This window comes from Polaribacter sp., from assembly GCF_049276715.1.
Lineage (GTDB): Bacteria > Bacteroidota > Bacteroidia > Flavobacteriales > Flavobacteriaceae > Polaribacter.
In genome coordinates, this window is sequence record NZ_JBASWY010000023.1 from 47800 (window position 1) to 71159 (window position 23360).

23 protein-coding genes are annotated in these 23360 nt (G+C 29.1%); 13 read left to right on the forward strand and 10 right to left on the reverse strand.

Annotated elements, in window-relative coordinates; genetic code table 11:
• Positions 1 to 4: 4 nt before the first annotated feature.
• From WAO74_RS06345 to WAO74_RS06355, 3 genes are read right to left on the reverse strand one after another with little or no spacing between them, the layout of a single operon-like run.
• Positions 5 to 1249, reverse strand: a complete 1245-nt coding sequence (locus tag WAO74_RS06345; protein ID WP_422160501.1) for an ABC transporter permease — start codon at positions 1247 to 1249, stop codon at positions 5 to 7.
• 2 nt (positions 1250 to 1251) lie between these two features.
• Positions 1252 to 2484, reverse strand: coding sequence for an ABC transporter permease (locus WAO74_RS06350; protein ID WP_422160503.1), 1233 nt, complete (start codon positions 2482 to 2484; stop codon positions 1252 to 1254).
• A gap of 2 nt (positions 2485 to 2486) precedes the next feature.
• Positions 2487 to 3179, reverse strand: coding sequence for an ABC transporter ATP-binding protein (locus tag WAO74_RS06355; RefSeq protein ID WP_422160505.1), 693 nt, complete (start codon positions 3177 to 3179; stop codon positions 2487 to 2489).
• Between the two features lie 179 nt (positions 3180 to 3358).
• Between WAO74_RS06355 and WAO74_RS06360 the strand changes: the two genes are divergently transcribed.
• The 3 genes from WAO74_RS06360 to WAO74_RS06370 all read left to right on the forward strand — a co-directional run bounded on the left by WAO74_RS06360 (position 3359) and on the right by WAO74_RS06370 (position 5286).
• Positions 3359 to 3775 carry a thiol-disulfide oxidoreductase DCC family protein gene (locus WAO74_RS06360; RefSeq protein ID WP_422160507.1) on the forward strand — a complete coding sequence of 139 codons (417 nt, stop codon included), beginning with the start codon at positions 3359 to 3361 and terminating at the stop codon, positions 3773 to 3775.
• Position 3776: 1 nt separating this feature from the next.
• Positions 3777 to 4436, forward strand: coding sequence for an HAD family hydrolase (locus WAO74_RS06365; protein WP_422160509.1), 660 nt, complete (start codon positions 3777 to 3779; stop codon positions 4434 to 4436).
• Positions 4437 to 4977: 541 nt separating this feature from the next.
• Positions 4978 to 5286: a hypothetical protein gene (locus WAO74_RS06370; RefSeq protein WP_422160510.1), complete on the forward strand. Its 309-nt coding sequence runs from the start codon at positions 4978 to 4980 to the stop codon at positions 5284 to 5286.
• A gap of 177 nt (positions 5287 to 5463) precedes the next feature.
• Here WAO74_RS06370 and WAO74_RS06375 read toward each other — a convergent pair whose 3' ends face one another.
• From WAO74_RS06375 to WAO74_RS06385, 3 genes are all read right to left on the reverse strand, one after another.
• Positions 5464 to 6711 (reverse strand): aminotransferase class I/II-fold pyridoxal phosphate-dependent enzyme, encoded by a 1248-nt coding sequence (locus tag WAO74_RS06375; protein ID WP_422160512.1) that lies wholly within the window; start codon positions 6709 to 6711, stop codon positions 5464 to 5466.
• A 109-nt stretch (positions 6712 to 6820) separates the two neighbouring features.
• Positions 6821 to 7816, reverse strand: a complete 996-nt coding sequence (locus WAO74_RS06380; RefSeq protein WP_422160513.1) for a PLP-dependent cysteine synthase family protein — start codon at positions 7814 to 7816, stop codon at positions 6821 to 6823.
• Between the two features lie 101 nt (positions 7817 to 7917).
• Positions 7918 to 10107, reverse strand: coding sequence for a S9 family peptidase (locus WAO74_RS06385; protein ID WP_422160515.1), 2190 nt, complete (start codon positions 10105 to 10107; stop codon positions 7918 to 7920).
• Between the two features lie 66 nt (positions 10108 to 10173).
• Here WAO74_RS06385 and WAO74_RS06390 point away from each other — a divergent pair, with 66 nt between their 5' ends.
• From WAO74_RS06390 to WAO74_RS06410, 5 genes are all read left to right on the forward strand, one after another.
• Positions 10174 to 10494, forward strand: a complete 321-nt coding sequence (locus WAO74_RS06390) for a YbaB/EbfC family nucleoid-associated protein (RefSeq protein WP_422160517.1) — start codon at positions 10174 to 10176, stop codon at positions 10492 to 10494.
• 33 nt (positions 10495 to 10527) lie between these two features.
• Positions 10528 to 10791: a DUF2752 domain-containing protein gene (locus WAO74_RS06395; protein WP_422160541.1), complete on the forward strand. Its 264-nt coding sequence runs from the start codon at positions 10528 to 10530 to the stop codon at positions 10789 to 10791.
• A gap of 2 nt (positions 10792 to 10793) precedes the next feature.
• On the forward strand, positions 10794 to 11111 hold the full coding sequence (locus tag WAO74_RS06400; protein ID WP_422160518.1) for a CCC motif membrane protein: 318 nt from the start codon (positions 10794 to 10796) through the stop codon (positions 11109 to 11111).
• Between the two features lie 163 nt (positions 11112 to 11274).
• Positions 11275 to 13893, forward strand: a complete 2619-nt coding sequence (locus tag WAO74_RS06405) for an AsmA-like C-terminal region-containing protein (protein WP_422160520.1) — start codon at positions 11275 to 11277, stop codon at positions 13891 to 13893.
• Between the two features lie 51 nt (positions 13894 to 13944).
• Positions 13945 to 14376: a hypothetical protein gene (locus WAO74_RS06410; RefSeq protein WP_422160522.1), complete on the forward strand. Its 432-nt coding sequence runs from the start codon at positions 13945 to 13947 to the stop codon at positions 14374 to 14376.
• Positions 14377 to 14407: 31 nt separating this feature from the next.
• Here the strand turns inward: WAO74_RS06410 and WAO74_RS06415 are convergent, their stop codons facing one another.
• Both WAO74_RS06415 and rocD read right to left on the reverse strand, forming a co-directional pair.
• On the reverse strand, positions 14408 to 14854 hold the full coding sequence (locus WAO74_RS06415; protein WP_422160524.1) for a hypothetical protein: 447 nt from the start codon (positions 14852 to 14854) through the stop codon (positions 14408 to 14410).
• A gap of 102 nt (positions 14855 to 14956) precedes the next feature.
• The gene (gene rocD, locus WAO74_RS06420) at positions 14957 to 16231 is read right to left on the reverse strand and encodes an ornithine--oxo-acid transaminase (RefSeq protein WP_422160526.1); all 1275 of its coding nucleotides are present in this window, start codon (positions 16229 to 16231) and stop codon (positions 14957 to 14959) included.
• A gap of 290 nt (positions 16232 to 16521) precedes the next feature.
• Here rocD and rlmD point away from each other — a divergent pair, with 290 nt between their 5' ends.
• Positions 16522 to 17973 (forward strand): 23S rRNA (uracil(1939)-C(5))-methyltransferase RlmD, encoded by a 1452-nt coding sequence (gene rlmD, locus WAO74_RS06425; protein WP_422160527.1) that lies wholly within the window; start codon positions 16522 to 16524, stop codon positions 17971 to 17973.
• 11 nt (positions 17974 to 17984) lie between these two features.
• Here rlmD and WAO74_RS06430 read toward each other — a convergent pair whose 3' ends face one another.
• Both WAO74_RS06430 and WAO74_RS06435 read right to left on the reverse strand, forming a co-directional pair.
• Positions 17985 to 18446 (reverse strand): DUF6702 family protein, encoded by a 462-nt coding sequence (locus tag WAO74_RS06430; RefSeq protein ID WP_422160529.1) that lies wholly within the window; start codon positions 18444 to 18446, stop codon positions 17985 to 17987.
• Positions 18443 to 21025: a sulfatase-like hydrolase/transferase gene (locus tag WAO74_RS06435; protein WP_422160530.1), complete on the reverse strand. Its 2583-nt coding sequence runs from the start codon at positions 21023 to 21025 to the stop codon at positions 18443 to 18445. Before WAO74_RS06435 ends, WAO74_RS06430 begins: the two co-directional genes overlap by 4 nt.
• Before the next feature lie 237 nt (positions 21026 to 21262).
• On the opposite strand from WAO74_RS06435, the gene WAO74_RS06440 reads away from it, so the two are divergent.
• The 4 genes from WAO74_RS06440 to WAO74_RS06455 all read left to right on the forward strand — a co-directional run.
• Entirely contained in the window at positions 21263 to 21553 is a 291-nt protein-coding gene (locus WAO74_RS06440) for a 4a-hydroxytetrahydrobiopterin dehydratase (RefSeq protein ID WP_422160532.1), read from the forward strand.
• Between the two features lies 1 nt (position 21554).
• Complete coding sequence (locus tag WAO74_RS06445; protein WP_422160533.1) at positions 21555 to 22007, forward strand: DUF6452 family protein; 453 nt, start codon at positions 21555 to 21557, stop codon at positions 22005 to 22007.
• Positions 21988 to 22692, forward strand: coding sequence for a DUF6048 family protein (locus tag WAO74_RS06450; protein ID WP_422160534.1), 705 nt, complete (start codon positions 21988 to 21990; stop codon positions 22690 to 22692). Before WAO74_RS06445 ends, WAO74_RS06450 begins: the two co-directional genes overlap by 20 nt.
• Before the next feature lie 108 nt (positions 22693 to 22800).
• On the forward strand, positions 22801 to 23360 hold a 560-nt coding region (locus tag WAO74_RS06455; RefSeq protein ID WP_422160535.1), incomplete at its 3' end, for an isopenicillin N synthase family dioxygenase.

Genomic DNA, 23360 nt, shown 5'->3' on the forward strand with positions numbered 1-23360 from the left:
GATTTTATTCTTCTCTTAATGCTTCTATTGGTTTAACTATTGTAGCCATATGTGCAGGAATTAAACCTATTAAAGTTCCTAACACAACTAAAGTAATAAATGCGAAAATAATTATTGGAATATTTACTGTTGGATTTACTAACGCTGCATCTTCTCCTTGACCAAAGGCAGAATCTATAATAAATAAAACAAATCCTCCAAAAATAATACCTAACATACCAGCAACTGTTGTAAGAAACACAGATTCTAAAATTATTTGCTGTCGAATACTTTTTGGTGTAGCACCTAGCGCTCTTCTTATCCCTATTTCTTTTGTACGTTCTTTTACAGTGATTAACAAAATATTACCAATTGCAAAAACACCAGCTATTAAAGTAGCGATACCAACAAACCAAGTTAGAAATTGCATACCCGTTAAAAAACCCATAAACTTGGCTATTTGTGTGCCTAAATTAAAAGAACCAAAAGCTCTTTTATCATCTGGATGTACTTTGTGTAAGTTTTTTAAAGTTAGTATTACATCGCTTTCCATTTGTAAAATATCAACTCCTTCAGAAGCTGTTATTACCATCCAATCTACATTATTACCAGTATTATATACTCTTTTAAAAGTTGAAAAAGGAATGTATGCTGTATCTCCATCTAAATCAATTGCGTTAGATGGCCCATAAACTCCTATAACTTTGTAATTTATGCTATTTATTTTGATATATTCTCCAATTGGCATTACACCTTTATCAAACAGCTGCTTGTACATGTCTTCTGATATAACTGTAACTTTTGCAGAGGATAAAATATCGTTTTCATTAATAAATCTACCGTAAATTAAATTTTTCTTTTGAATTTGATCCAGCACAGGATAATCTCCACTAACTTGAAAATTTCCTGATTTAAAATTATGAACGATTAAATTATTTGTTTGATTTCTAGGTGCTAAAAGTTTTATTTCGTCTGCATATTCTGTTTTTAAAGCTTCAATATCATTCATTTTTAATCGAAACGTTCTACCTTTTTGAAAGCCTTTAAAAGGTGTATCTGTAGATTGTGTCCAAACAAAAACGCTATTCGTTGCAAAATCTCCAAATATTTTTTTGAAACCATTTTCCATTCCTCTTGCAGCTCCTAAAAGAACTACTAATAAAAATATCCCCCAAAGAACGCCAATAATAGTAATGGATGTTCTTACTTTATTCTTACGAATGCTTCCGTAAATTTCTTGCCAAGTATCTGAATCGAATAAAAACTTCATAATTAATCTGCTCTTAATGCTACAATTGGTTTAATATTCGCTGCTTTTTTAGCTGGCAAATAACCTGCTATTAATCCTGAAAGTATTAAAACTACAGTAGCTCCAACTACAATTCCAGTGCTTACACTTGGGTCTTTTATAAAATAATCTTCTTCTAAACTATCGCCTATTGCACTGAGTATATAGGTACCTAATGTTAAACCAATATAACCTGCTATTGTTGTTATTAAAACAGATTCTTGCACAACCATTGCAACAATAGAAGATGGTTTTGCGCCCAATGCTTTTCTAATTCCAAATTCTTTAGTTCTTTCTTTTATTACAAAAATCATAATATTTGATATTCCTATAATTCCTGCAACTAAAGTGCCTGAACCAACTAAAATTACAATTGCATATAAAATACCAACAAATTGACCAACACCTTTATTTGCTTCTGCCATATTTCGAACAGAAAGTGCACTTTGATCATCTGGATGTATATTCATTCTCTTTCTTAAATCACGTTCCATTTGATTTCCAAAAGCAATTGCAGCATCTAAACTCAAATCTGGATTGTAACCCAGACTAATTTGACTTATGTAATCGTTATTACCATAAATCATTTGAGCTGTAGTTAAAGGGATGTAAGCTATTCTTTCTTCATTATCTCCACCTTCATCAGAGAAGATTCCAATAATAAAATAAGAGCTTCCATTTACATTTAATCTTTTTCCTAAAGCTGGTTTTTCTCCAAATAAATCTTCTTTAATTAATCTACCAATTACAATTACTTTCCCTTTTTCTTTTAAATCTCTTTCATTTAAATAACGACCTTCATCTATAATTGTTTTTTCTAAAAATTGATGATCTGGGTTTACAGCTCTTACATTGTAATTATTTGCTTCATTTTTGTATTTAAGTGTAAAGTTTTTATAAATTCTTGCAGATTGATATTGAATTTTACTTTCATATTCTTCTTTCACAAAATTATAATCGTCGTTTCTTAATTGAATGGTTCTCCCTGTTTGCAATCCTTTAAATGGTTTGGTCGTTTTCCAAACTCGCACAGCCATAGAGTTTTGAGCATCATCTGCAAAAGCACTTGTAAAAAAATTGCTTAGACCGCTTACTACCCCAAATAAAAGGGTAAATAATAAAATAGCAAAAGCTACTGTAAAACCAGACATTACAGAACGTAATCTGTTTTTGTTTATACTTTGAAATATTTCTCGCCAACGATCTATATCAAACATAATTATACTGCTTTAGCTGCTTTTGTTAATTCATCACTAATTATTATACCATCTTTTAAACGTACAATTCTTTTTGTTTGCTCTGCAACTTCCTCTTCGTGAGTAATTACAAAAACGGTCATTCCTTCATTATTAATGTCTTTCAATAAGTCCATCACAGAATCTGTGGTAGTAGAATCTAAAGCTCCTGTTGGTTCATCTGCTAAAACAACTTTGGGCTTTGTAACCAAAGCTCTTGCAATGGCAACACGTTGTTTTTGTCCTCCAGAAAGTTCGTTTGGTAAATGATTTGCCCAAGCTTTTAAACCTACTTTATCTAAATAATCCATGGCAACTTCCAAACGCTCTTTTCTATTCATACCTTTATAATAAAGAGGCAAAGCAACATTTTCTAAAGCAGTTTTGTAAGAAATTAAGTTGAATGATTGAAAAACAAAACCTAAGAACTTATTTCTTAATAGTGCTGCTTTCTTTTCATTCATGTCTTTTATTAACTGCCCATTTAAATAGTAATTTCCTTCATCATGTACATCTAATAGACCAACAATATTTAGTAATGTAGATTTTCCAGAACCAGAAGAACCCATAATAGATACGAATTCACCTTCTTTTATGTGTAAATCTATGCCTTTTAATACGTGTATAGAATCTTTTCCAATAGGATAAGATTTGTGTAGTTTTTCTATTTTAATCATTTGTTGGTTAATTTTTTACGAAAGTATTGAATGCTTCTTCGAGCCTTTATTAATATTATGTTAAAAGCCGATTTATAAAACTAAATACAAACATAAGACGCTTCAAATATTAAAATGTTACAAAGTTTTATTGAAAAAAGATAAGTTATATTTGTACTTACTTCTTAAATAATATTTGAATGCTAAATATTCCAAAGGATAAAAAGTTAATTCTGTTTGATGGTGTTTGTAATCTTTGTAACAATTCTGTTTTACAAGTTATTAAATTCGATAAAAAAGACACTTTTTTATTTGCAGCTTTGCAATCTGAAACTGGCAAAAAAATTATCGATCATCTTAAAATAGACATTTCAAAAATTGATTCTATTATATTATATGAACCAGGAGTTTCTTATGATATAAAGTCTACTGCAGCTTTAAAAGTAATGAACAATTTTGGTGGGGTTTGGTTTTTATCTCAAATAGGATTTTTATTTCCTGAAAGTTTTAGAAATCTTGTTTATGATTATATAGCCAAGAATAGATATAAATGGTTTGGAAAAAAAGAGAGTTGTATGCTACCAACTAAAGAATTAAAAGCAAAATTTTTAGATTAAAATGATAATTCCTAAAAATATAAATTGCATAATTTTTGATATGGATGGTGTTATTATCGATTCTGAAGAAATTCATAAAAAAGCCTATTATGAAACATTTGTTTCTATTGGTGTAGATGTTTCTGATGAATTATATAAAACACTTACAGGTTCTTCAACCATTAATGCTTTTCAGAATTTAGTGGCACATTTTAATTTAGATTTAAATCCTGAAGAATTAGTTTTAGCAAAAAGAAAAAGATACGTTAACTTTTTTGAAAACGACCCAAATTTGCATTTAGTTAAAGGTATAGAAGACTTCATAAAACATTCCTTTGAAAAAGGTTTGACTTTGGTTTTAGCGTCTTCATCTGCGATGGTGAATATCGATCGAGTTTTTAATAGATTCAATTTAAACCCCTATTTTTCTGGTAAAATTAGTGGTGCAGATTTAAAGGAATCTAAACCACATCCAGAAATTTTTGAAAAAGCGGCAATTATTGGTAAAACATTAAAAGAAAATTGCATTATTATTGAAGATTCTGACAATGGCATTGAAGCTGCCAACAAAGCAGGAATCTTTGTTTTTGGATATAAAAACCCAATGGCTGCAGATCAAACTCTCAAAAATGCTGATTATATTATTAATAATTTTGATGAACTCATTCAATTTATAAATTAATTAAAACAAAAAACCGAGCAATTTGCTCGGTTTTTAAATTTTATAATATCGGTAATGGTGCCAAAAATAGTTGTATAATTAAAAAACATAAACTTAAATAACGCTGATTATAAATCATTAAAACAACATCATTATCATTTAAAGTTGTGCTTCATTAACCCATCACTAACCAATTATAAAAACGGTTTAAAAACTGTACTTAAAAGTTTATAATTAAATGATTACTTAATTTATTTTTTATTTAATAGAATTACTACCAATTAAGCTGTTAATTCTTTTATCATTATCCCTTTTTTAATTACCTATTATTTTATAAAACTTTTAAAAGTTTTAGTTTTCGTTGTTTGTCAATTTCGAGTAATTTATTAAAAATTAAACTTATTTGAAAATAGAAGTTAAAAATGTAAAAAATAAAATTGAAATAAACTTAAAAGACAACTACAATAGATATAAATGGTTGTACCTTCAATTTTTTTAACCATAAAAGCTGTAGTATATGACAGTTAGTGTTATAAAAATATAACTACAATAAAAATATATTATGAAAAATTCAATTTTAGTATTACTTTTTGTATCCTTATTTCTTGCTTGCTCAACAGATGAAGACGAAAACCCGTGTGAAAATTTACCAACAAATGCTACCGAAATTACAACTGCTTATTTTAGTGCTGGTTTAGTATTTGGTTCAAATCCAACAAGTGCAAATTGTGTTAGCTTTAAAGCTGCATCTGAAGCATATATTACCTATGGTAATAGTATTAAAGACTGTTTAGATGCTGATGACAAAGCTGAATTAGAAATAGAAATTAGTGAATTAAGAGCAGATTTAGACGAATTAGATTGTAATTAAAATAACAAACAAATTTCTCAATTAATTAAAACTATTAAATAACGCAAAATATACTTTGGTTTTAGTCTTATTTAAAAAAACAAATATTGACTAAAACATTTAATTTTTTAACAATTATAAAGAAACAAAAAAACCGAGCAACTTGCTCGGTTTTTAACTTTATAACTTCTATAAGAACTACACCAATGCTGCTGCGATTTTTTTATAAGTTCCATTTTCTAATAATTCTCTTATTGCAGAAAATGCAGTAATGGTTTCATCAATATCTTCATGGGTGTGCGTTGCTGTTGGTATTAATCTTAAAATGATTAATCCTTTAGGTATTACAGGATACACCACAATGGAACAGAAAATTCCATGGTTTTCACGTAAATCGTTCACCATTGCCATAGCTTCTGGAATATCTCCTTTTAAAAATACAGGAGTAATACACGTTTGTGTAGTTCCTAAATCGAAACCAGCTGCTCTTAAACCAGATTGTAAAGCGTTTGTGTTTTCCCACAATTTTTCTTTTAATTCTGGCATAGTTCGCAACATATCTAAACGTTTTAATGCTCCTTTAACCATTGCCATTGGCAAAGATTTTGCAAAGGTTTGCGAACGCATGTTATATTGTAAATACTGCATTACATCTTTGTTTCCAGCTAAAAAAGCTCCAAATCCTGCCATCGATTTTGCAAACGTTGCAAAATACACATCTATTTCATCTTGCACACCTTGCTCAAAACCAGTTCCTCTTCCTCCTTCTCCAAGTGTTCCAAAACCATGAGCATCATCCACTAAAATTCTAAAATTGTATTCCTTTTTAAAAGCAATAATTTCTTTTAATTTTCCTTGTTCTCCACGCATTCCAAATACACCTTCAGAAATAACCAAAATACCTCCACCTGTTTTTTCGGCCATTCTTTGAGCACGTTTTATGTTTTTTTCAAAACTTTCCATGTCATTGTGTCTGTAAACAAAACGTTTACCAGAATGCAAACGAACACCATCTATAATACAAGCATGTGTATCTATATCGTAGACAATAATATCGTTTTTAGTAACCAAAGCATCTATAGCAGACATAATTCCCTGATAACCAAAATTTAATAAATATGCTTTTTCTTTATGCACAAATTCAGCACATTCACGTTCTAATTGTTCATGCAAAGGTGTATGACCAGACATCATTCTTGCACCCATTGGATAAGCCATTCCATGCTCATTTGCTGCTTCTCCATCTACTTTTAAAACATCTGGATGATTTGCCAAGCCTAAATAATCGTTAATACTCCAAGTAACAACTTTTTTACCATTAAAAGACATTCTGTTGGAAATTGGGCCTTCTAATTTAGGGAATACATAATAGCCTTCTGCAACATCTGCCCATTTGCCTAAAGGTCCTTTATCTGCAACGATTCTTTCGAATAAATCTTTCGTCATTGTTGTTTCATTTTTAAGTACTGCAAATTAACCGCTTTTTTTGGAGTTTATCAAATTGTAGCTTAAATCTGTTATAGATATTAAGTTAATTCTTGAAATTAAATAAATATTAAAGAAATCCTTGTTTTTTCATCCAAGAATCGTTGTAGATTTTGTTCATATACCTTGATCCATGGTCTGGAAAAATAAGGACAACAAAACTATTTTTATCAAAATAACCTAATTCTGAATATTGTTTAGTAGCCTGAATTACAGCACCTGAAGTATATCCTGCAAAGATACCTTCAGTTTTTACAATTTCTCTTGATGCAAAAGCAGCATCTTTATCTGTTACTTTTTGATAGACATCTATAATATCAAAATCGGTTGCAGTTGGAATTAAGTTTTTCCCTAAACCTTCAATTTTGTATGGTGAAACTTCGTTCATGTCTAACTTTCCTGTTTCGTGATATTTTTTTAAAACAGAACCCACAGCATCAACTCCTAAAATTTTGATATTTGGGTTTTGCTCTTTTAAATATTTACCTGTACCAGAAATTGTTCCTCCTGTTCCACTTGCAACTACTAAATGAGTAATTTTTCCTTCTGTCTGTTTCCAAATTTCAGGACCAGTAGTTCTATAATGTGCATCAATATTTAGTTCGTTAAAATATTGATTTATATAAACAGATTTTTTAGTTTCTCTGTGAATTCTTTTAGCAACTTCGTAATAAGATCTTGGGTCTGCTGCTGGAACATTTGCAGGGCAAATATATACTTCTGCTCCCATAGATTTTAACATGTCTATTTTATCTTGAGAAGATTTGTCACTCACTGCTAAAATGCATTTATAACCTTTAACAATACTAATCATTGCCAAGCTGAAACCCGTATTTCCAGAAGTAGTTTCTACTATTGTAGAGCCTTTTTTTATGATTCCTTTTCTCTCTGCATCTTCGATAATATGCATTGCAATTCTATCTTTTGAAGAGTGTCCAGGATTAAAAGCTTCTAATTTTGCAAAGTACGAACCCTTAAAATCTTTGGTAATACTATGAAGTTTAACTAATGGTGTTTCTCCAACTAATTTTAATATATTTTCAGTAATTCCTTGATTTCTTGTCATTCTTACTTTTCACGAAAAACCTTATCAGTTTATTAAACTTGTTAGGTTAGTACTTCAATCTACTGCAAAAATACACAACCTTATTGAATTATAAAATTGATTTATAATTTAATAGCTTCTACTCCTAATTTGTTTTCTAAAGCTAAAAAGAAAGTATAATCTTGAGCAGTTTCTTTTAAAGCTTCAAAACGTCCAGAAGCTCCTCCATGACCAGCTTCCATATTTGTGTGTAGCATTAATATATTAGAATCTGTTTTTAACTCTCTTAATTTTGCAACCCATTTTGCTGGTTCCCAATATTGCACTTGGCTATCGTGAAAACCGGTTGTAACTAACATATTTGGATATGCTTTAGATGCTACTTGATCGTAAGGAGAATAAGACTTAATGTAATCGTAATATTCTTTGGTATTAGGATTTCCCCATTCATCATATTCACCAGTTGTTAGTGGAATACTGTCATCTAACATTGTAGAAATTACATCAACAAAAGGAACTGCAGCAATAATTCCATTGTACAATTCTGGATTCATATTTACAATTGCTCCCATTAACAAGCCTCCTGCAGAACCACCCATTGCATATAAATGTTTTGATGATGTATAATTGTTATCAATTAAATATTTAGAACAATCTATAAAATCTGTAAACGTATTCTTTTTGTTTAACATTTTACCTTCTTCATACCATTCTCGTCCTAAATATTGGCTTCCTCTAATATGAGCCAAAGCATACACAAAGCCTCTATCTAACAAACTTAAACGAGTTGAAGAAAAACTATCTGGAATTGTAACTCCATAAGAACCATAAGCATATTGCAACAATGGCGTATTTTTATTCAATTTTGTATCTTTATGATATACCAAAGAAATAGCCACTTTTTTTCCATCTCTTGCAGTTACCCAAATACGTTCGCTTCTGTAGTTTTCTTTTTTAAATTTTCCGCCTAAAACTTCTTGCTCTTTTTTAACATCTTTGGTTTTATCTTTCATGTTAAAATCGATTACAGAACTTGGAGTAGTAAAAGAATTATAAGAATATCTTATAATATCTGTATCGAATTCTGAATCTCCGTAAACATTGGCAGAATACGTTTCTTCACCAAAAGGTAAATAATAATCTTCGGTTTTATCCCAACGTTTTATGCGAATTTTATTCAAACCATTGGTGCGTTCTTCTAAAACCAAATAATCCTTATAAATAGAAAAATCTTCTAACAAAGTTTCTTTTCTATGAGGAATTACGTCTACCCAATTTTCTTTGGTCGTTTTAAAAACAGGTGTTTTCATCAATTTAAAATTGGTAGCACCATCTTTATTTGTTAATAAGTAAAAATGATCTTTGTAATGAGAAACAGAATATTCTAATTCATTTTCTCTTGATTGAATCATTGTAAATTCTCCTGTAGGATTGTTTGCATCTAAAAATTGAGCTTCAGAAGAAAGTGTACTGTAAGAACCAATTATAATATATTTATCTGATTTTGATTTTGTTACATAAGTTCCAAAAGTTTCATCTTTTTCGTGATATACCATAACATCTTCAGAAGTTGGTGTCCCTAAAACATGTCTATAAATTTTTTCGCTTCTTAACGTTGTTGGGTCTTTTTTAGTGTAAAAAATGGTTTTATTATCATTTGCCCAAACAGAACCACCTGTTGTATTATCAATAATATCTTTATAAATTTCGCCAGTTTCTAAATTTTTAATTCGTAAAAAATACTGTCTTCTGCTTACTGTATCTGTTGCAAAAAGGGCTAATTTGTTATCCATGGAAACATTTAAACCTCCTAGTTGATAATAATCATAACCTTTAGACATTTCGTTTACATTAAAAAGTATTTCTTCCTCAGCTTCTAAATTGCCTTTTTTTCTACTGTAGATTGGATATTGTTTTCCAGTTTCGAAACGAGAAATATAAAAATATCCATTGTCTTTGTAAGGCACAGAAGAATCATCTTCTTTAATTCTGCCTTTCATTTCTTCAAACAATTCTTCTTGAAACTTCTTGGTATACTCCGTAACTTTATCGTAATAAGCGTTTTCAGCTTCTAAATATGCTATTACATTCTTAGTTTGCTCATCTTTAATGGGTGCTAATTTCTGGTCATCAGACAAACGCATCCAAAAATAATTATCTATTCGAACATCTCCATGCTTTTCTAATTTTGTTGGTTGTTTTTTGGCAACAGGATATTTTGCGTCTGTACTTTTCATCTGTAGTTTATCATTTTTACAAGCGCTTGCAAAAATAAGACTTAAAAATAAGCCTGAAAGAAAAATTTTTTTCATTTCTAAATAATTTGAATTTGGGCTTAATTTACTAAATTTGTAGTGAAACTATAAAAAAGAAAAAAAATGTTTGGAGACCTATCTGGAATGATGGAAAAATTAAAAGAAGCTCAAAAAAAAGTGGAAGAAACCAAAATAAGGTTAAACTCCGTTTTAATTTATGAAGCTTCTGCCGATAAAAAAATTAAAGTAACAGTAACTGCAAACAGAGAAATAAAATCGATTTCTATTGATGATTCTCTGCTGTCTGAGAAAGAAGAATTAGAAGATTATTTAATTATTACCTTAAATAAAGCAATTGAAAAGGCTTCTAAAATAAACGAAACTGAAATGGCTATTGCTGCAAAAAGTGGAATGCCAAATATTCCTGGAATGAATATAACTTAATAGGTAAAAATGCTCTTATCAATAGAAAACTATATGTTGCCATGTTTTAGTAAAACCTTTTTGGGTATAGAATGTTTTGGCTGTGGTTTTCAGAGATCTTTTATTTTTTTAATTCAAGGCGATTTATTTGCTGCATTTAAAATGTATCCTGCAGTTTTTACAATGCTTATTTTGTTTGGCTTTATTTTAATAAATTTTAAATTAAAGTTTAAACATTCAAAAAAAATAATTAGCAAATTGGCTTACTTAAATTTATCAATTATTATTATCAATTATATTATAAAAATTAATATTTAGAAATGAAAAAACTAAACACAACCTTAATCTATGTATTATCCTCTATCAGTTTACTTTGCTGCTGTATTGCAGGTTTAGGAATTTTATTTGCAATACCATCTTTTATTATTGCTAATAAAAAATTAAAAGAAGCTGAATTAAACCCTGAAGAATATGAAGCAGATGAAATAAATGCCATGAACAGCGCAAAAACATTTGCACTAGTTACTTTAGTTATAAATGGATTGTATTTTTCTTACAGTATTTACAATCTTGCAACCACAGATTGGGATGTGTTTATAGAACAATTTAAAACAGAAATGGAAAAATACCAACAGTAATTATCACTGAATCGTTAATCATCATAAAATATCCAAATACGCTCTTAATAGGGAATATTTGGATTTTTTTTGTTTTGTATTTGAGTTATATTTAACATCAAATAAGCAACTTTGCTCTTGCAAATAAAGTAACTTTGTCTTAATTAGAATAATACAAGAAAAAATGAATATCAAGAAAAAATCCTTAGGAAAAAGAGTATTAAAATGGAGTTTAATTACGCTTTTAGTTTTAGTAATCGCTTTATTTTCTATTCCGTTTTTATTTAAAGATAAAATTGTACAAATGGTAACAAATACCGTTAATAACAATATAAATGCAACTGTGTCTTTTAAAGAACCAGATTTAAGTTTATTTCGCAATTTTCCTTTGGCCAGTTTATCTGTAAATGATTTGGCAGTTGTTAACAAAGAACCTTTTTTAGGCGATACTTTGTTTAAAGCCAAAGAGTTAAACTTAAGTATGAAAATTACCGAACTTTTTAAAAGTGCCAATGAAATTATTGAATTAAAAAGTATCCATTCTAAAAACGGACAATTAAATATAATTTTTAATAAAGACGATATTGGTAATTACGACATTGCTATAAAAAAGGATACTATAGAAAATGACAGTTTAAATAACAGTGCATTTTCCTTTGATATTCAAGAATATAAATTAGAAAATATGGCTTTTAGCTATGTTGATTTACAAAAGAATTTAAAATTTCGTTTGGATAGTATAAATCATACAGGAAAAGGAAATTTTGCAAATGAAATTTTAGATTTAGACACCAAATCTGTTGCAAAATTATCTTTAGAATTAGAGGGTACAAATTACCTGTCGGATATAAAAGTATCTTTAGATGCAATTTTAGGAATCGACTTAAAAAACAGCAAATATACCTTTAAAGAAAACACAGGCTATATCAATCAGCTGCCTTTAGAATTTGATGGTTTTATTCAATTAGTTAATGATACTCAGCTGTATGACATTAAATTTAAAACGCCAACATCAGACTTTAAAAATCTTTTAGCACTTTTACCAAAACAATATTCAGGGAATTTAAAAGCGATAAAAACGGAAGGTAATTTCGATTTGAAAGGATCTGTAAATGGTGTTTTATCAGAAACCAAAATACCAACTTTTGATGTTTCATTTTCATCTAAAAACGCTATGTTTAAATATGATGATTTGCCAAAAGCTGTTCAGAAAATAAACATTGATGCAAGAATCATTAATAAAACTGGTAGCACAAAAGACACCTATGTAAACGTTGAAAAACTAAATTTTAAAATTGATGATGATGTGTTTTCTGCAAATGGAAATATCTCTAATTTAGTTGTAAACCCGAAAGCAAATCTATCAGCAAAAGGAACCATTAATTTAGCCAACATTGGTAAAGTGTATCCTATTTCTTTAAAAACAGAATTGGCTGGTATTTTAAATGCAGATGTTTCTACAAGTTTCGATATGAATTCAATAGAAAAGGGATTATATCAAAACATTAAAAATACAGGTGTTATTAGTGTAAGTAATTTTAAGTTCGATAGCGAAGATGTTGCAAATCCTTTTTACATCAACAAAACAGCTATTTCTTTTAATACAAACACAATTAAATTGAATGAATTCGATGCAAAAACAGGAAGTTCAGATCTTGCCATAAATGGAAGTTTAGATAACTTTTATGGTTTTCTTTTTAACAAACAAGAATTAAAAGGAAACTTTAATCTTAATTCGAACCTTTTTAAAATTGATGATTTCTTATCAAAAGAAAAAGCTACAGAAACAAAAAAAGATGAGGCACAACTTAAAATCCCAGCTTTTTTAGACTGTAAATTTATTGCAAATGCTAAAACCGTTGTTTACGACAATATCAATTTAAAAAATGTTACTGGAACAATTTTTATAAAAGACGAAAGTGTAAATCTACAAGATTTAAAAACAGATGTTTTTGGGGGTAATATTGGTTTTAATGGTAAAGTTTCTACAAAAGGAGATTCTTCTAAATTTGATATTGATTTAAACTTGAAAGAACTAAATATCGAAGAATCTTTTAGCAATTTAGAAATGCTAAAATCTATTGCACCCATAGCAAAAACAATTGGAGGTAAAATAAATTCGACCATAAAAGTTGCTGGTGATTTAAAGGAAGATATGACACCCAACTTAAAAACAATTACTGGTAATTTATTTGGGAAGTTATTAGAGCCAAAATTAAATGCTGGTAACTCTAAAGCATTAAGTTTATTAGGTGATAAACTTTCTTTTTTAGATGCTGCTAAATTAAATTTAGATGGTATTAATGCCTATTTATCTTTCGAAAATGGTATTGTGAATGTAAAACCAATTCCTTTAAAATACCAAGATATTGGTATAGAAATAGCTGGTAATCATAGTTTTGATAATAAAATAAATTATGATATTACTTTTGATGTTCCTGTAAAATATTTAGGTTCAGAAGTTACTAGCTTGTTAGCTAAATTAACGCCTAAAGATGCAGAGCAAGTAACTAATATTCCTGTAAAAGCGAATTTAACTGGTAGTTTTTCGAGTCCTAGTTTTTCTTCAAACTTAAAAGATGCTACTAATAATTTGGTAAAAGATTTGGTTGAAAAACAAAAACAGAGTTTAATTGATAAAGGAAAAGATAAACTAACAGGTTTACTAGGTGGTGTTATTACAAAAGATAAAGATTCTACAAAAGTAACTACAGATAAAGACAAAGTTACAGATAAAGTTAAAGGTGTTTTAGGTGGTCTTTTTGGAAATAAGAAAAAAGACACTGTTAAGAAAAATAACTAAATTTTTAGCAAAGTTTTAAAAGATTATAAATGTTTGTTTTATCTTGATTTCATGAAAAATAAATTATTTATAATATTTCTTTTTTTCTTCATTTATTTTTCTACTTATTTCTTTTTCGGGAAAAGTAGTTTAGGTCTGCAAGTTATTCAAAATAAGACTTTTGTAAAAAACCAAGATTCTATTCAAATTCAATTGTTTAATTTAGAAGATTACAATAGAAATCAATTAAAAGTGAGGGCTATTTTAGAAGAAAAAGGATTCAAAGAAATAAAAGTAAATTATGCTGATAATTTTATAAATAATAATAATAATAATAATATGGTTTATTGGTTAGATTTAAAACCATTAACTCCTTTTATCACTTTTATTTACGATGGAAATTTTAAAGCAAAAGAAATTTCTGAAGAGTTTGAAAGCTTGTATATCTGGTTTTTCTTTAAATGGATAAAAATTTATAAAAGTGAAAACAGAGCAATGCATTGAGCTTAATTGCTTTTAAGATAGATTATACTTTCTATGCCAAAGCTCCCATTAAAGCTGCCACAATTATTAATACGTATAAGGATAAGAAGATAATTGTAAAAACACCAATAAACTTATAATGCGATTTTAATTTTTCGAAAGCATCTGCCAAAACTTCATCATTTTTTGTGGACAATGCTTTTTTCATTTTAACAGAAAATTGTAATAAATAATAAACAGGAAAAAAGTAAAGAACTGATAAAACTAAATAAATTAAAGTCATCATAGTTCCTATATTAAAAGGCAAATTTTGTGTTTGTGCAAATGGCAAATTAGCAAAAACAACACTTGAAAAAATTCCTAAAAGAGCCATCAAAGCTATTCCTATAAAACCTATAATAGCCAAAAAGAAAGACCACTTTGCTGTTTCTCTTAAAAAAGATTTAGCGCTGGTATTTAAAGTTAATTGCTCTAATTGCGTAATTGGACTTGCATGCATAATTTTAGAAGTTTAATTTTATCAAAAATAAAAAAAATAAGCCACAAATACACAAAAATTAAATTCGTGAATTCGTGGCTAAATTCAAATGTTTATAAAAGTTTAAAACTCAGAAATTGTCTTCTTAATAATAGAAATACAATCTCTTAATTGTGCTTCTGTAATAATTAAAGGAGGCGCAAAACGAATAATGTTTCCATGTGTAGGTTTTGCTAATAAACCATTATCTCTTAGTTTGATACAAATATCCCAAGCAGTAGAACTGTCTTCAGAGTCGTTAATTAGAATTGCATTTAATAATCCTTTTCCACGTACAGATTCTACCAAATGATTGTTTTTACAAAATTCAGACAATTCTTCTCTAAAAATAACACCTAATTTGTCTGCATTGTCTGCTAAGTTTTCGTCTTTTACAACTTGTAAAGCAGCAATTGCAACTGCAGCTGCAACTGGGTTTCCACCAAAAGTAGACCCATGATTTCCTGGCTTAATTACCTTCATAATATCATCATTAGCCAAAACTGCAGAAACAGGATATGCTCCTCCACTTAAAGCTTTTCCAAGAATTAAAATATCTGGTTTTACTTCTGGAGTTCCAGAGCAATTTTTATCTACACAAGAACAGTTACCACAAGTTGCTAATAAACGTCCTGTTCTTGCAATTCCAGTTTGCACTTCGTCTGCAATAAACAATACATTGTACTCTTCGCACATTTTTTTAGCTTCTGCCAAATAATTTTCCGAAGGCACATAAACCCCAGCTTCACCTTGAATTGGTTCCACCAAAAAAGCAGCAATATTACTATTGCTTTCTAGTTTTTCTTGTAATTCTTGTAAATTATCATATTCAATTTTTATAAATCCTTTGGTATAAGGTCCGAAGTTTTTCCTTGCAACAGGATCATTAGAAAATGAAATAATTGTTGTAGTTCTACCATGAAAATTATTTTCGCAAACTATAATTTCTGCCTTATTTTCCTTAATTCCTTTTACTTCATAAGCCCACTTTCTGGCAATTTTTAAAGCAGTTTCTACAGCTTCTGCACCAGTATTCATAGGTAACAATTTGTCATAACCAAAAAGTTCTGTTGCAAATTTTTCGAATTTACCTAAAACATCATTGTAAAAAGCACGAGAAGTTAAGGTTAACGTTTTTGTTTGATTGATCATTGCTTCCACAATTTTTGGGTGGCAATGACCTTGGTTTACAGCAGAATAAGCTGATAAAAAATCGTAATATTTTTTTCCTTCCACATCCCAAACATGCACACCTTCTCCTCTACTTAAAACCACAGGAAGTGGATGATAATTGTGAGCACCATACTTATGTTCTAAATCCATCGCTTTTTGCGAAGTTAACTTGTCTAAAACAGCCATTTTTTATTCATTTAAATTGATAAAATAACCATTCCTGTTCTACCTTTATTCTTCTGAAAAGTATCAGAAATTCAGCGTGGGAAAGAAATCATCCTCGAAGAGAAACAAAAGTACGCAAATATTAGGATAACTAAAAAATCTACGATTAACTATTTTGTTGATATTGATGAAATTATTAATTATGCTCATTTTTACTGACTATTATACTTATTCTTTTTCTTTTTCTTTAATCTTCAAACTTCTTGCTTCACTCTTTTTTACTTAATTTTGCAGTCATTAAATTTTGATAAATGCCAAGAAGAGAACGCAACACATTTGTAAAAAGAAATCAAATTTTAGAGTTAAGAATCGAAGATTATGCTTTTGGTGGTAAAGGAATTGCAAGAATAAAATCTGATGATGGCAGTTTTGTGGTTTTTGTACCAAACACTTTACCTGGACAATTGGTAAAAGCTCAAATTCAAAAATCTAGCAAAAAGTATGCAGAAGCAAAATTAATAGATGTTTTAGAACCTTCTAAAGATGAAGTTGAAGTTCCTTTTCAAGACATTCCTGGAGCTCCTTATATACAATTACCCATCGAAATTCAACATCAATATAAAAAAGAAAGTACCTTATCTTTATTTAAAAGAATCGGAAAAGTTGAAAATATTGATGCTCTTTTTGATGAATTTATAACTTCGCCAAACGTATTTCATTATAGAAATAAAATGGAATATGGTTTTTCTGCCATTGGTTATGACAGAATTTTAAAAACCGATAAAGACGAATTTACACTCGGTTTTAAAAGACGTGGAGTTTGGTGGATGGGAGACAACTTGGAAAAAGATTCTGGTTTGTTTGATAAGCAATTAGAAGACAATCTAATAAACATTCGAAAATATTGTTTAGAAACTGGTTTAGAACCTTGGCATGGACCCAAAAGAGAAGGTTTTTTCAGATATTTTGTAGTTCGAAAATCTTTTAAAACAAACGAGCTATTATGTAATTTAGTTACAACATCTAAAGACCTACCAAATTTTGATTTGCAAAAATTCGCGTCATTTTTAAAAGATATTTTAGGAGAACGTTTGGCAGGTTTGTTACATACTATTAATGATGAAACTGGAGACAGAACTATTGCAACTTCTGGCAGTTTGGATTTGGTGTATGGAAAAGAAAAAATTGTAGAAGAATTACTAGGTTTAAATTTTGAAATTAGTATGAAAAGCTTTTTTCAAACCAATCCAAAATGTGCAGAAAAATTATATTCTAAAGTTGTGGAATATGTTTTAGAAGATAAAACAAAAGTAGATAATACTGTTGTAATGGATTTATTTTGTGGAACAGGAACCATAGGACAAATTGTTGCTTCCAGAAGTAAAAACGCCAAAATTGTAGGTGTAGATATTGTAGCTTCTGCAATTAAAGATGCCAAAGAAAATGCCAAAAGAAACAATATTGAGGGTTTAAAATTCTTTGCTGCAGATGTTGGTAAATTTTTGAACGAACATCCTGAGTATCAAAATAAAATTAAAACGATTATTTTAGATCCTGCAAGAGCTGGAATTGTTCCAAAAACGCTTCAAAAAATTATTGATTTAAATGCAGATAGAATGGTGTATGTTTCTTGTAATCCTGCAACACAAGCAAGAGATACAGAATTATTAAGAGAAGCTGGCTATCAATTAAAAAAAATAAGTTTGGTAGATCAATTTCCACATACAAGCCATATTGAAACTGTGGTTTTGTTTGAGAAATAAAAGGTGAAATTTTAATTGTAATCCACTTTTATTTCTGTTCTTTCTTTATCTAATTTGAAGTCTCTAAAAGTATTATTAATATCTAATTTTATAATATTAAAATGAGATTCTACATTTAGTAAAAACTTATTTCTAATTTTTATCGATTTTATATTTTTTTTATATTCAGATAAATAACAGATTACTTTTGTGTGCTGCAAATTGTTTTTTACAGTTAAAACTTGTGGTACTGTAACTTTACCATCAATTTCCCAACTTGTTGTTTTGTGCAAGTATTTGCTAAAATCTTCTTTAGAAACGTGCAAACTTTCTGCTTCACCAAACTTTATAAAGTTTTCTTCATCAAAATCAATTTCAAGCATTAAAACATGCCCTCTTTTAATCACATTAAAATTTGCAGAAATTGAATCGTGAACTGTACTGGTTTTATTTATACTGATAAAAAAAAGACAAATTAGTACTAAAAACCTCATTTTACAATAACTTTAAAGGTTCCTAAAGATTTCCCTTCTTTAAAAATATTTAATATATAAATTCCAGATGAACTTATATTGTTTATTTCTATAACTCCAGTACCAGATTTTTCTCTAATTAATTGACCTGTCATTGTAAATAATTTAATTTGATATTCATTTAAATTAGTTGATACTATTGAAAAATTACCATTATTAGGGTTTGAGTTTAAGTAATATCCTAAATCATTTAAACTAAAATTTTGCGTAGTTAATGCAGAACCACAACTTTCATCTACACTTGTTACAGGATTATCTGTTGCTAAAGGATTAATATTTGGGTTGTTGTCATCACAATCGTAGCTGCTTACAAAACCATCTCCATCTGCATCTACATCGTTCAAAGTATCAGCACTACCAATAAAGCTATCATTAAAATTACCTTTCATACATCTGGGTATTTGTGGGAAATCTTGCGTAATCACATAATAATATTCAAATGTTTCTTCTCCTTGAGCTGTATTTAATGTAACTGAAGCTTCAATTCCATTGCATTCGTCTAAATCTCCTTTACCTGCTATGTAGCCAAAATCGTTTGTATATTTTCCAGAATAAGGTCCACAAGGAGCGCTAATTCCATCTCCAGGACGTAAACCACTTTTCAATTGAAAGCTAGGAAACATTTCTTTTATATTACCTTCTTTATCAGGTCCAAAACGATATAAAATAGGAAAACCATCTGATGCCCAACCTACTTGTAAAACTTCTGCTGGAGGCGAATTTAATGTAGAAATGCCTTCTTTTAGTTTTTCTACATAACCAAACATATTTCCATGATAATGATAACCAGAATTGGGGTTTACGTGCGCAGATGCACAATCTAAATTCACAAATCCCATACCCTCCCCAATATTTGTGGTAGGTTCAAAAACCCAATCCCAATTATACTCTCCAGTATTTTTATCTTCAAAAATAAAAGGTGTAGCTGGTGCAGGCATCATATATACACCATTTAAAGCAATTCCAAATAAATTTAAAGGCCTTCCATTTGTTCTTACAAGACTTGTAACTTGTTCTGTTAATGTTGGGTTTGCATCAACTTTATATACTTTATAATAAGGTTCTGGCACTCTGTCTGCAGCATAATTAAAATTATGGTTTGGATAGTTGTTGGAATATACAACTCTATCATTTTGTTCTATAAATTCATAATAAACACTAGGTTTTGAAGGTAAATAACTGCAAGCTATATTATCATAACTTAAAACATCTACAGTTCCACAATCATTATCACAATCATCAATGGTAGTTTCAGCTCCGTTTTTAATTCCATCTTTGCAAGACCAATCAGTTCTTATGGTTTGAGCTTCTTGTTGCAACATGGTTTTTATAGTTTCCTGCTCTGTTGTTAAATTGCCTATTAAATTATTTTCTTCTTTAATATCTGTAACTAAGTTGTAAAACTCTTCATTACCATTTTCGTCTTCAATTAATTTATAAGTATCATTCCTTGTTGCCCAAAATTGTGTATTATTACTTTCGTAATCTGTATAATTTATTTTTTTATTTACTTGATTTTCAAAAGATAATGAAGGTTTTAAACTCAAACTATTTTCTGTACCTCCTAATAATTTTACGCCAGCCAATTCTAAAATTGTAGCATGTAAATCTGTTGCTTGCACTAAACTTGTCTCCACTTCATTTACTCTTTGCACAGATTTCCCTGTAATTATTAGTGGAACTCTTATTCCTCCTTCGTACATAGATGCTTTTGCATGACCATTTGGCCAATAATTATTTGCTTGACCTGGTGTGCCATTATCACCTATAAAAATAATTACGGTATTTTCTAAAGTTTCATCATCCATACTTTCTAAAAGTCTATTAACTTCATAATCTAAATTCTCTATCATAGCTAAATATGTATTTCTAGTATTTGTTGGTGATGTTGTAAAAGTTCCAGTTGGTGGAATTTGAAAAGGGGCATGAGGTGCAACATGTGCTAACCATAAAAACCAAGGTTTTGTTTGAGTATCTATCCAAGAAATTGCCTTATTCGTTAAATGAGTAGTTGCATATTCTGTAATTTGCTCTTCATTTCCTTCTGAATTTATTTTTGTCCAATTATAATAATCATCTACTTGACTTGTAAAAACACCTTCATAATAAGGAACACCAGAATCTAAAGGATGGTTATAATTGTTAGAATCATTTCCTCCAATATGCCATTTTCCAATAACTCCCATGCTGTAATCTGTTGCACTTTGTTCTTTTATTTTAGTAAATAAAGAAGTATGACTTGTATCTAAAATTAAAGGCGGTCTCATGACACCTGTTTTGATACCAAATTTCCCACTCATTATTGCTGCACGAGTTGGCGAACATTGAGGGGCTGCCCAACAGTTCGTAAAAGAAAGCCCTTTTTCTCTTAAAGCATCTAAGGTTGGTGTAATTGGTAAATCTCCTGTAATTCCAAAACCTGGAGTTGAATCTATACCCATATCGTCTGCAATTATTAGCAATATATTTGGAGATTGTTGTTGGCTAAAATAAGTTGTTATTGAAAAAAATAATAATAAATAGGTTTTTAAAATTCTCATAATGAATTATTTTTGGGTTTAGCTAATTTGTATTAATAATTTGTACGGTATAAATACACAAGAGTTTGATTTTAATGTTTAGACCTAATTTTTTATTAAAAGTTTAACAACTTCAATAAAAATTTATAAATTTCTAAAATCGAATTTGTGTAGAGAAATGTTAAATCGAAACATAATTTCAGAAGAATTTGACTTTATTTCTTAAAATGAAACTATTTTAGCAGAAAATATTCCAAAATGAAAAAACTATCAAATCAAGAAATAGAAAAAAGAATCGAAAAACTAATCGATTGGGATTTTTACGATGATGCTCTTCATACAGATTTCGAATTCGATAATTTTAAGGATTGCATATCTGCAATGAATCGAATTGCTTTCGAATGCGAGGCTTTAAATCATCATCCAGAATGGACAAATGTTTACAATACTTTAGACATTAAATTAACAACTCATGATGTTGATGGTGTAACAGAACTAGATTTCAAATTGGCAGAAGCTATCAACAAAATTGTAGAAGTAGAAGAATAGAATGAGAAAAATAATCGCAATTCTTTTTGCATCCATTTTTATTATTTCCGCTTGCGAAAAGGATGATTTTTGCACACAGAACCCAGTTACACCAAAATTAATTTTAAGGTTTTATGATGCTACCAGTAGAAATAACATAAAATCTGCAAGTGGTTTATATGTTTGGGCAGATACTAAAGATAGTCTTTATGTAAATATTTCTACAGATTCTTTGGTTATTCCTTTAAACAGCAACACAAATCAAACGATTTATAACATTGCAAAAGGGAATATTGTAGAACAATTTACCATCAATTATACACCAGAAAATAAATATGTTTCACGATCTTGTGGTTTTAAGGTGATTTTTAATCAAGCTACATACACTGCAAATAATACTTGGTTTTCAGATATTTCAGTTGTATCATCAACAATAGACAATCAAAATAAAGCACATGTACAAATATTTCATTAGTATCATCTTTCTTTTTGTTTTTGTTGATGGATATTCGCAAAAGCAACAAAAAGATTCAATTATCAATCCTAATGACTCTATCGTTTACAAATCTAATTATGGATTTCGATTGGGAATAGATATTAGCAAACCCATAAAATCTATTGTAGATGGTGCTTACAGTGGTTTTGAAATTGTTGGAGATTACAGAATTTCGAAACGGTTTTTTGTTGCAGCAGAAATAGGTTACGAAGAAGAAACCACAGCAGAAGATTATACAAATTCAACTGCAAAAGGCAGTTATATTAGATTAGGTTTTAACTATAACGCATACGAAAATTGGCTAGACATGAATAACGAAATTTTATTGGGTTATAGATATGGATTTAGCCTTTTCGATCAGACATTAAATAGCTTTACACCTAATGTTAATAGTACTTATTTTCCAGGAACTGCAGTTACAACTCCAATAACAAGCGCAGACTTAAACGCACATTGGTCTGAACTTATGCTGGGTGTTAAAGTAGAAACTTTTAAAAATTTATTTGTAAGTTTTAATGTTTCTTATAAAATATTAATGAGTGTAACAGAGCCAGAAAACTTTAAAGTATTATTTTCTCCAGGATTTAATAGGATATTTGAAAGCAACACTGGTTTCGGTTTTAATTATACTTTGTCTTATTTAATTCCTTTTAAGAAAAAATAAATTTTTTTTAATAAATATATTACCTCAAAAAAAGACGCTACTTTTTCCTAATTTTCATTGGCTTTTTTTTTGTAACTTTAAACTCTATTTTTTTTAAATTTAATAAAAATGAATAAAATACCTAGTGTTAATTTAGCTGATTTTTTATCAAACGATACTGCTAAAAAACAAAAATTTATAAATGAAATTGGTCATGCTTATGAAAATATTGGTTTTGTAGCTCTAAAAGGTCATTTTTTAGATGAAAAATTAGTAGACAATTTATATTCAGAAATAAAAAACTTTTTTGATTTACCAACTGAGGTAAAAGAAAAGTATGAAATTCCAGGAATTGGAGGTCAAAGAGGTTATGTATCCTTTGGAAAAGAATCTGCAAAAGGTAAAAAAGAAGGAGACTTAAAAGAGTTTTGGCATTTTGGACAATATGTAGATGCAGATTCTAAATATGCAGAAGAATATCCTGCAAATGTTACTGTAGAGGAATTGCCTAATTTTAATAAAGTTGGCAAAGAAACCTATCAAATGCTAGAAAAAACTGCAAAATATGTGTTGCGTTCTTTAGCTTTACATTTAGGTTTAGAAGAAACCTATTTTGATAATTACATTAAAAACGGAAATAGCATTTTACGTCCAATCCATTATCCACCAATTAAAATAGAACCAAAAGG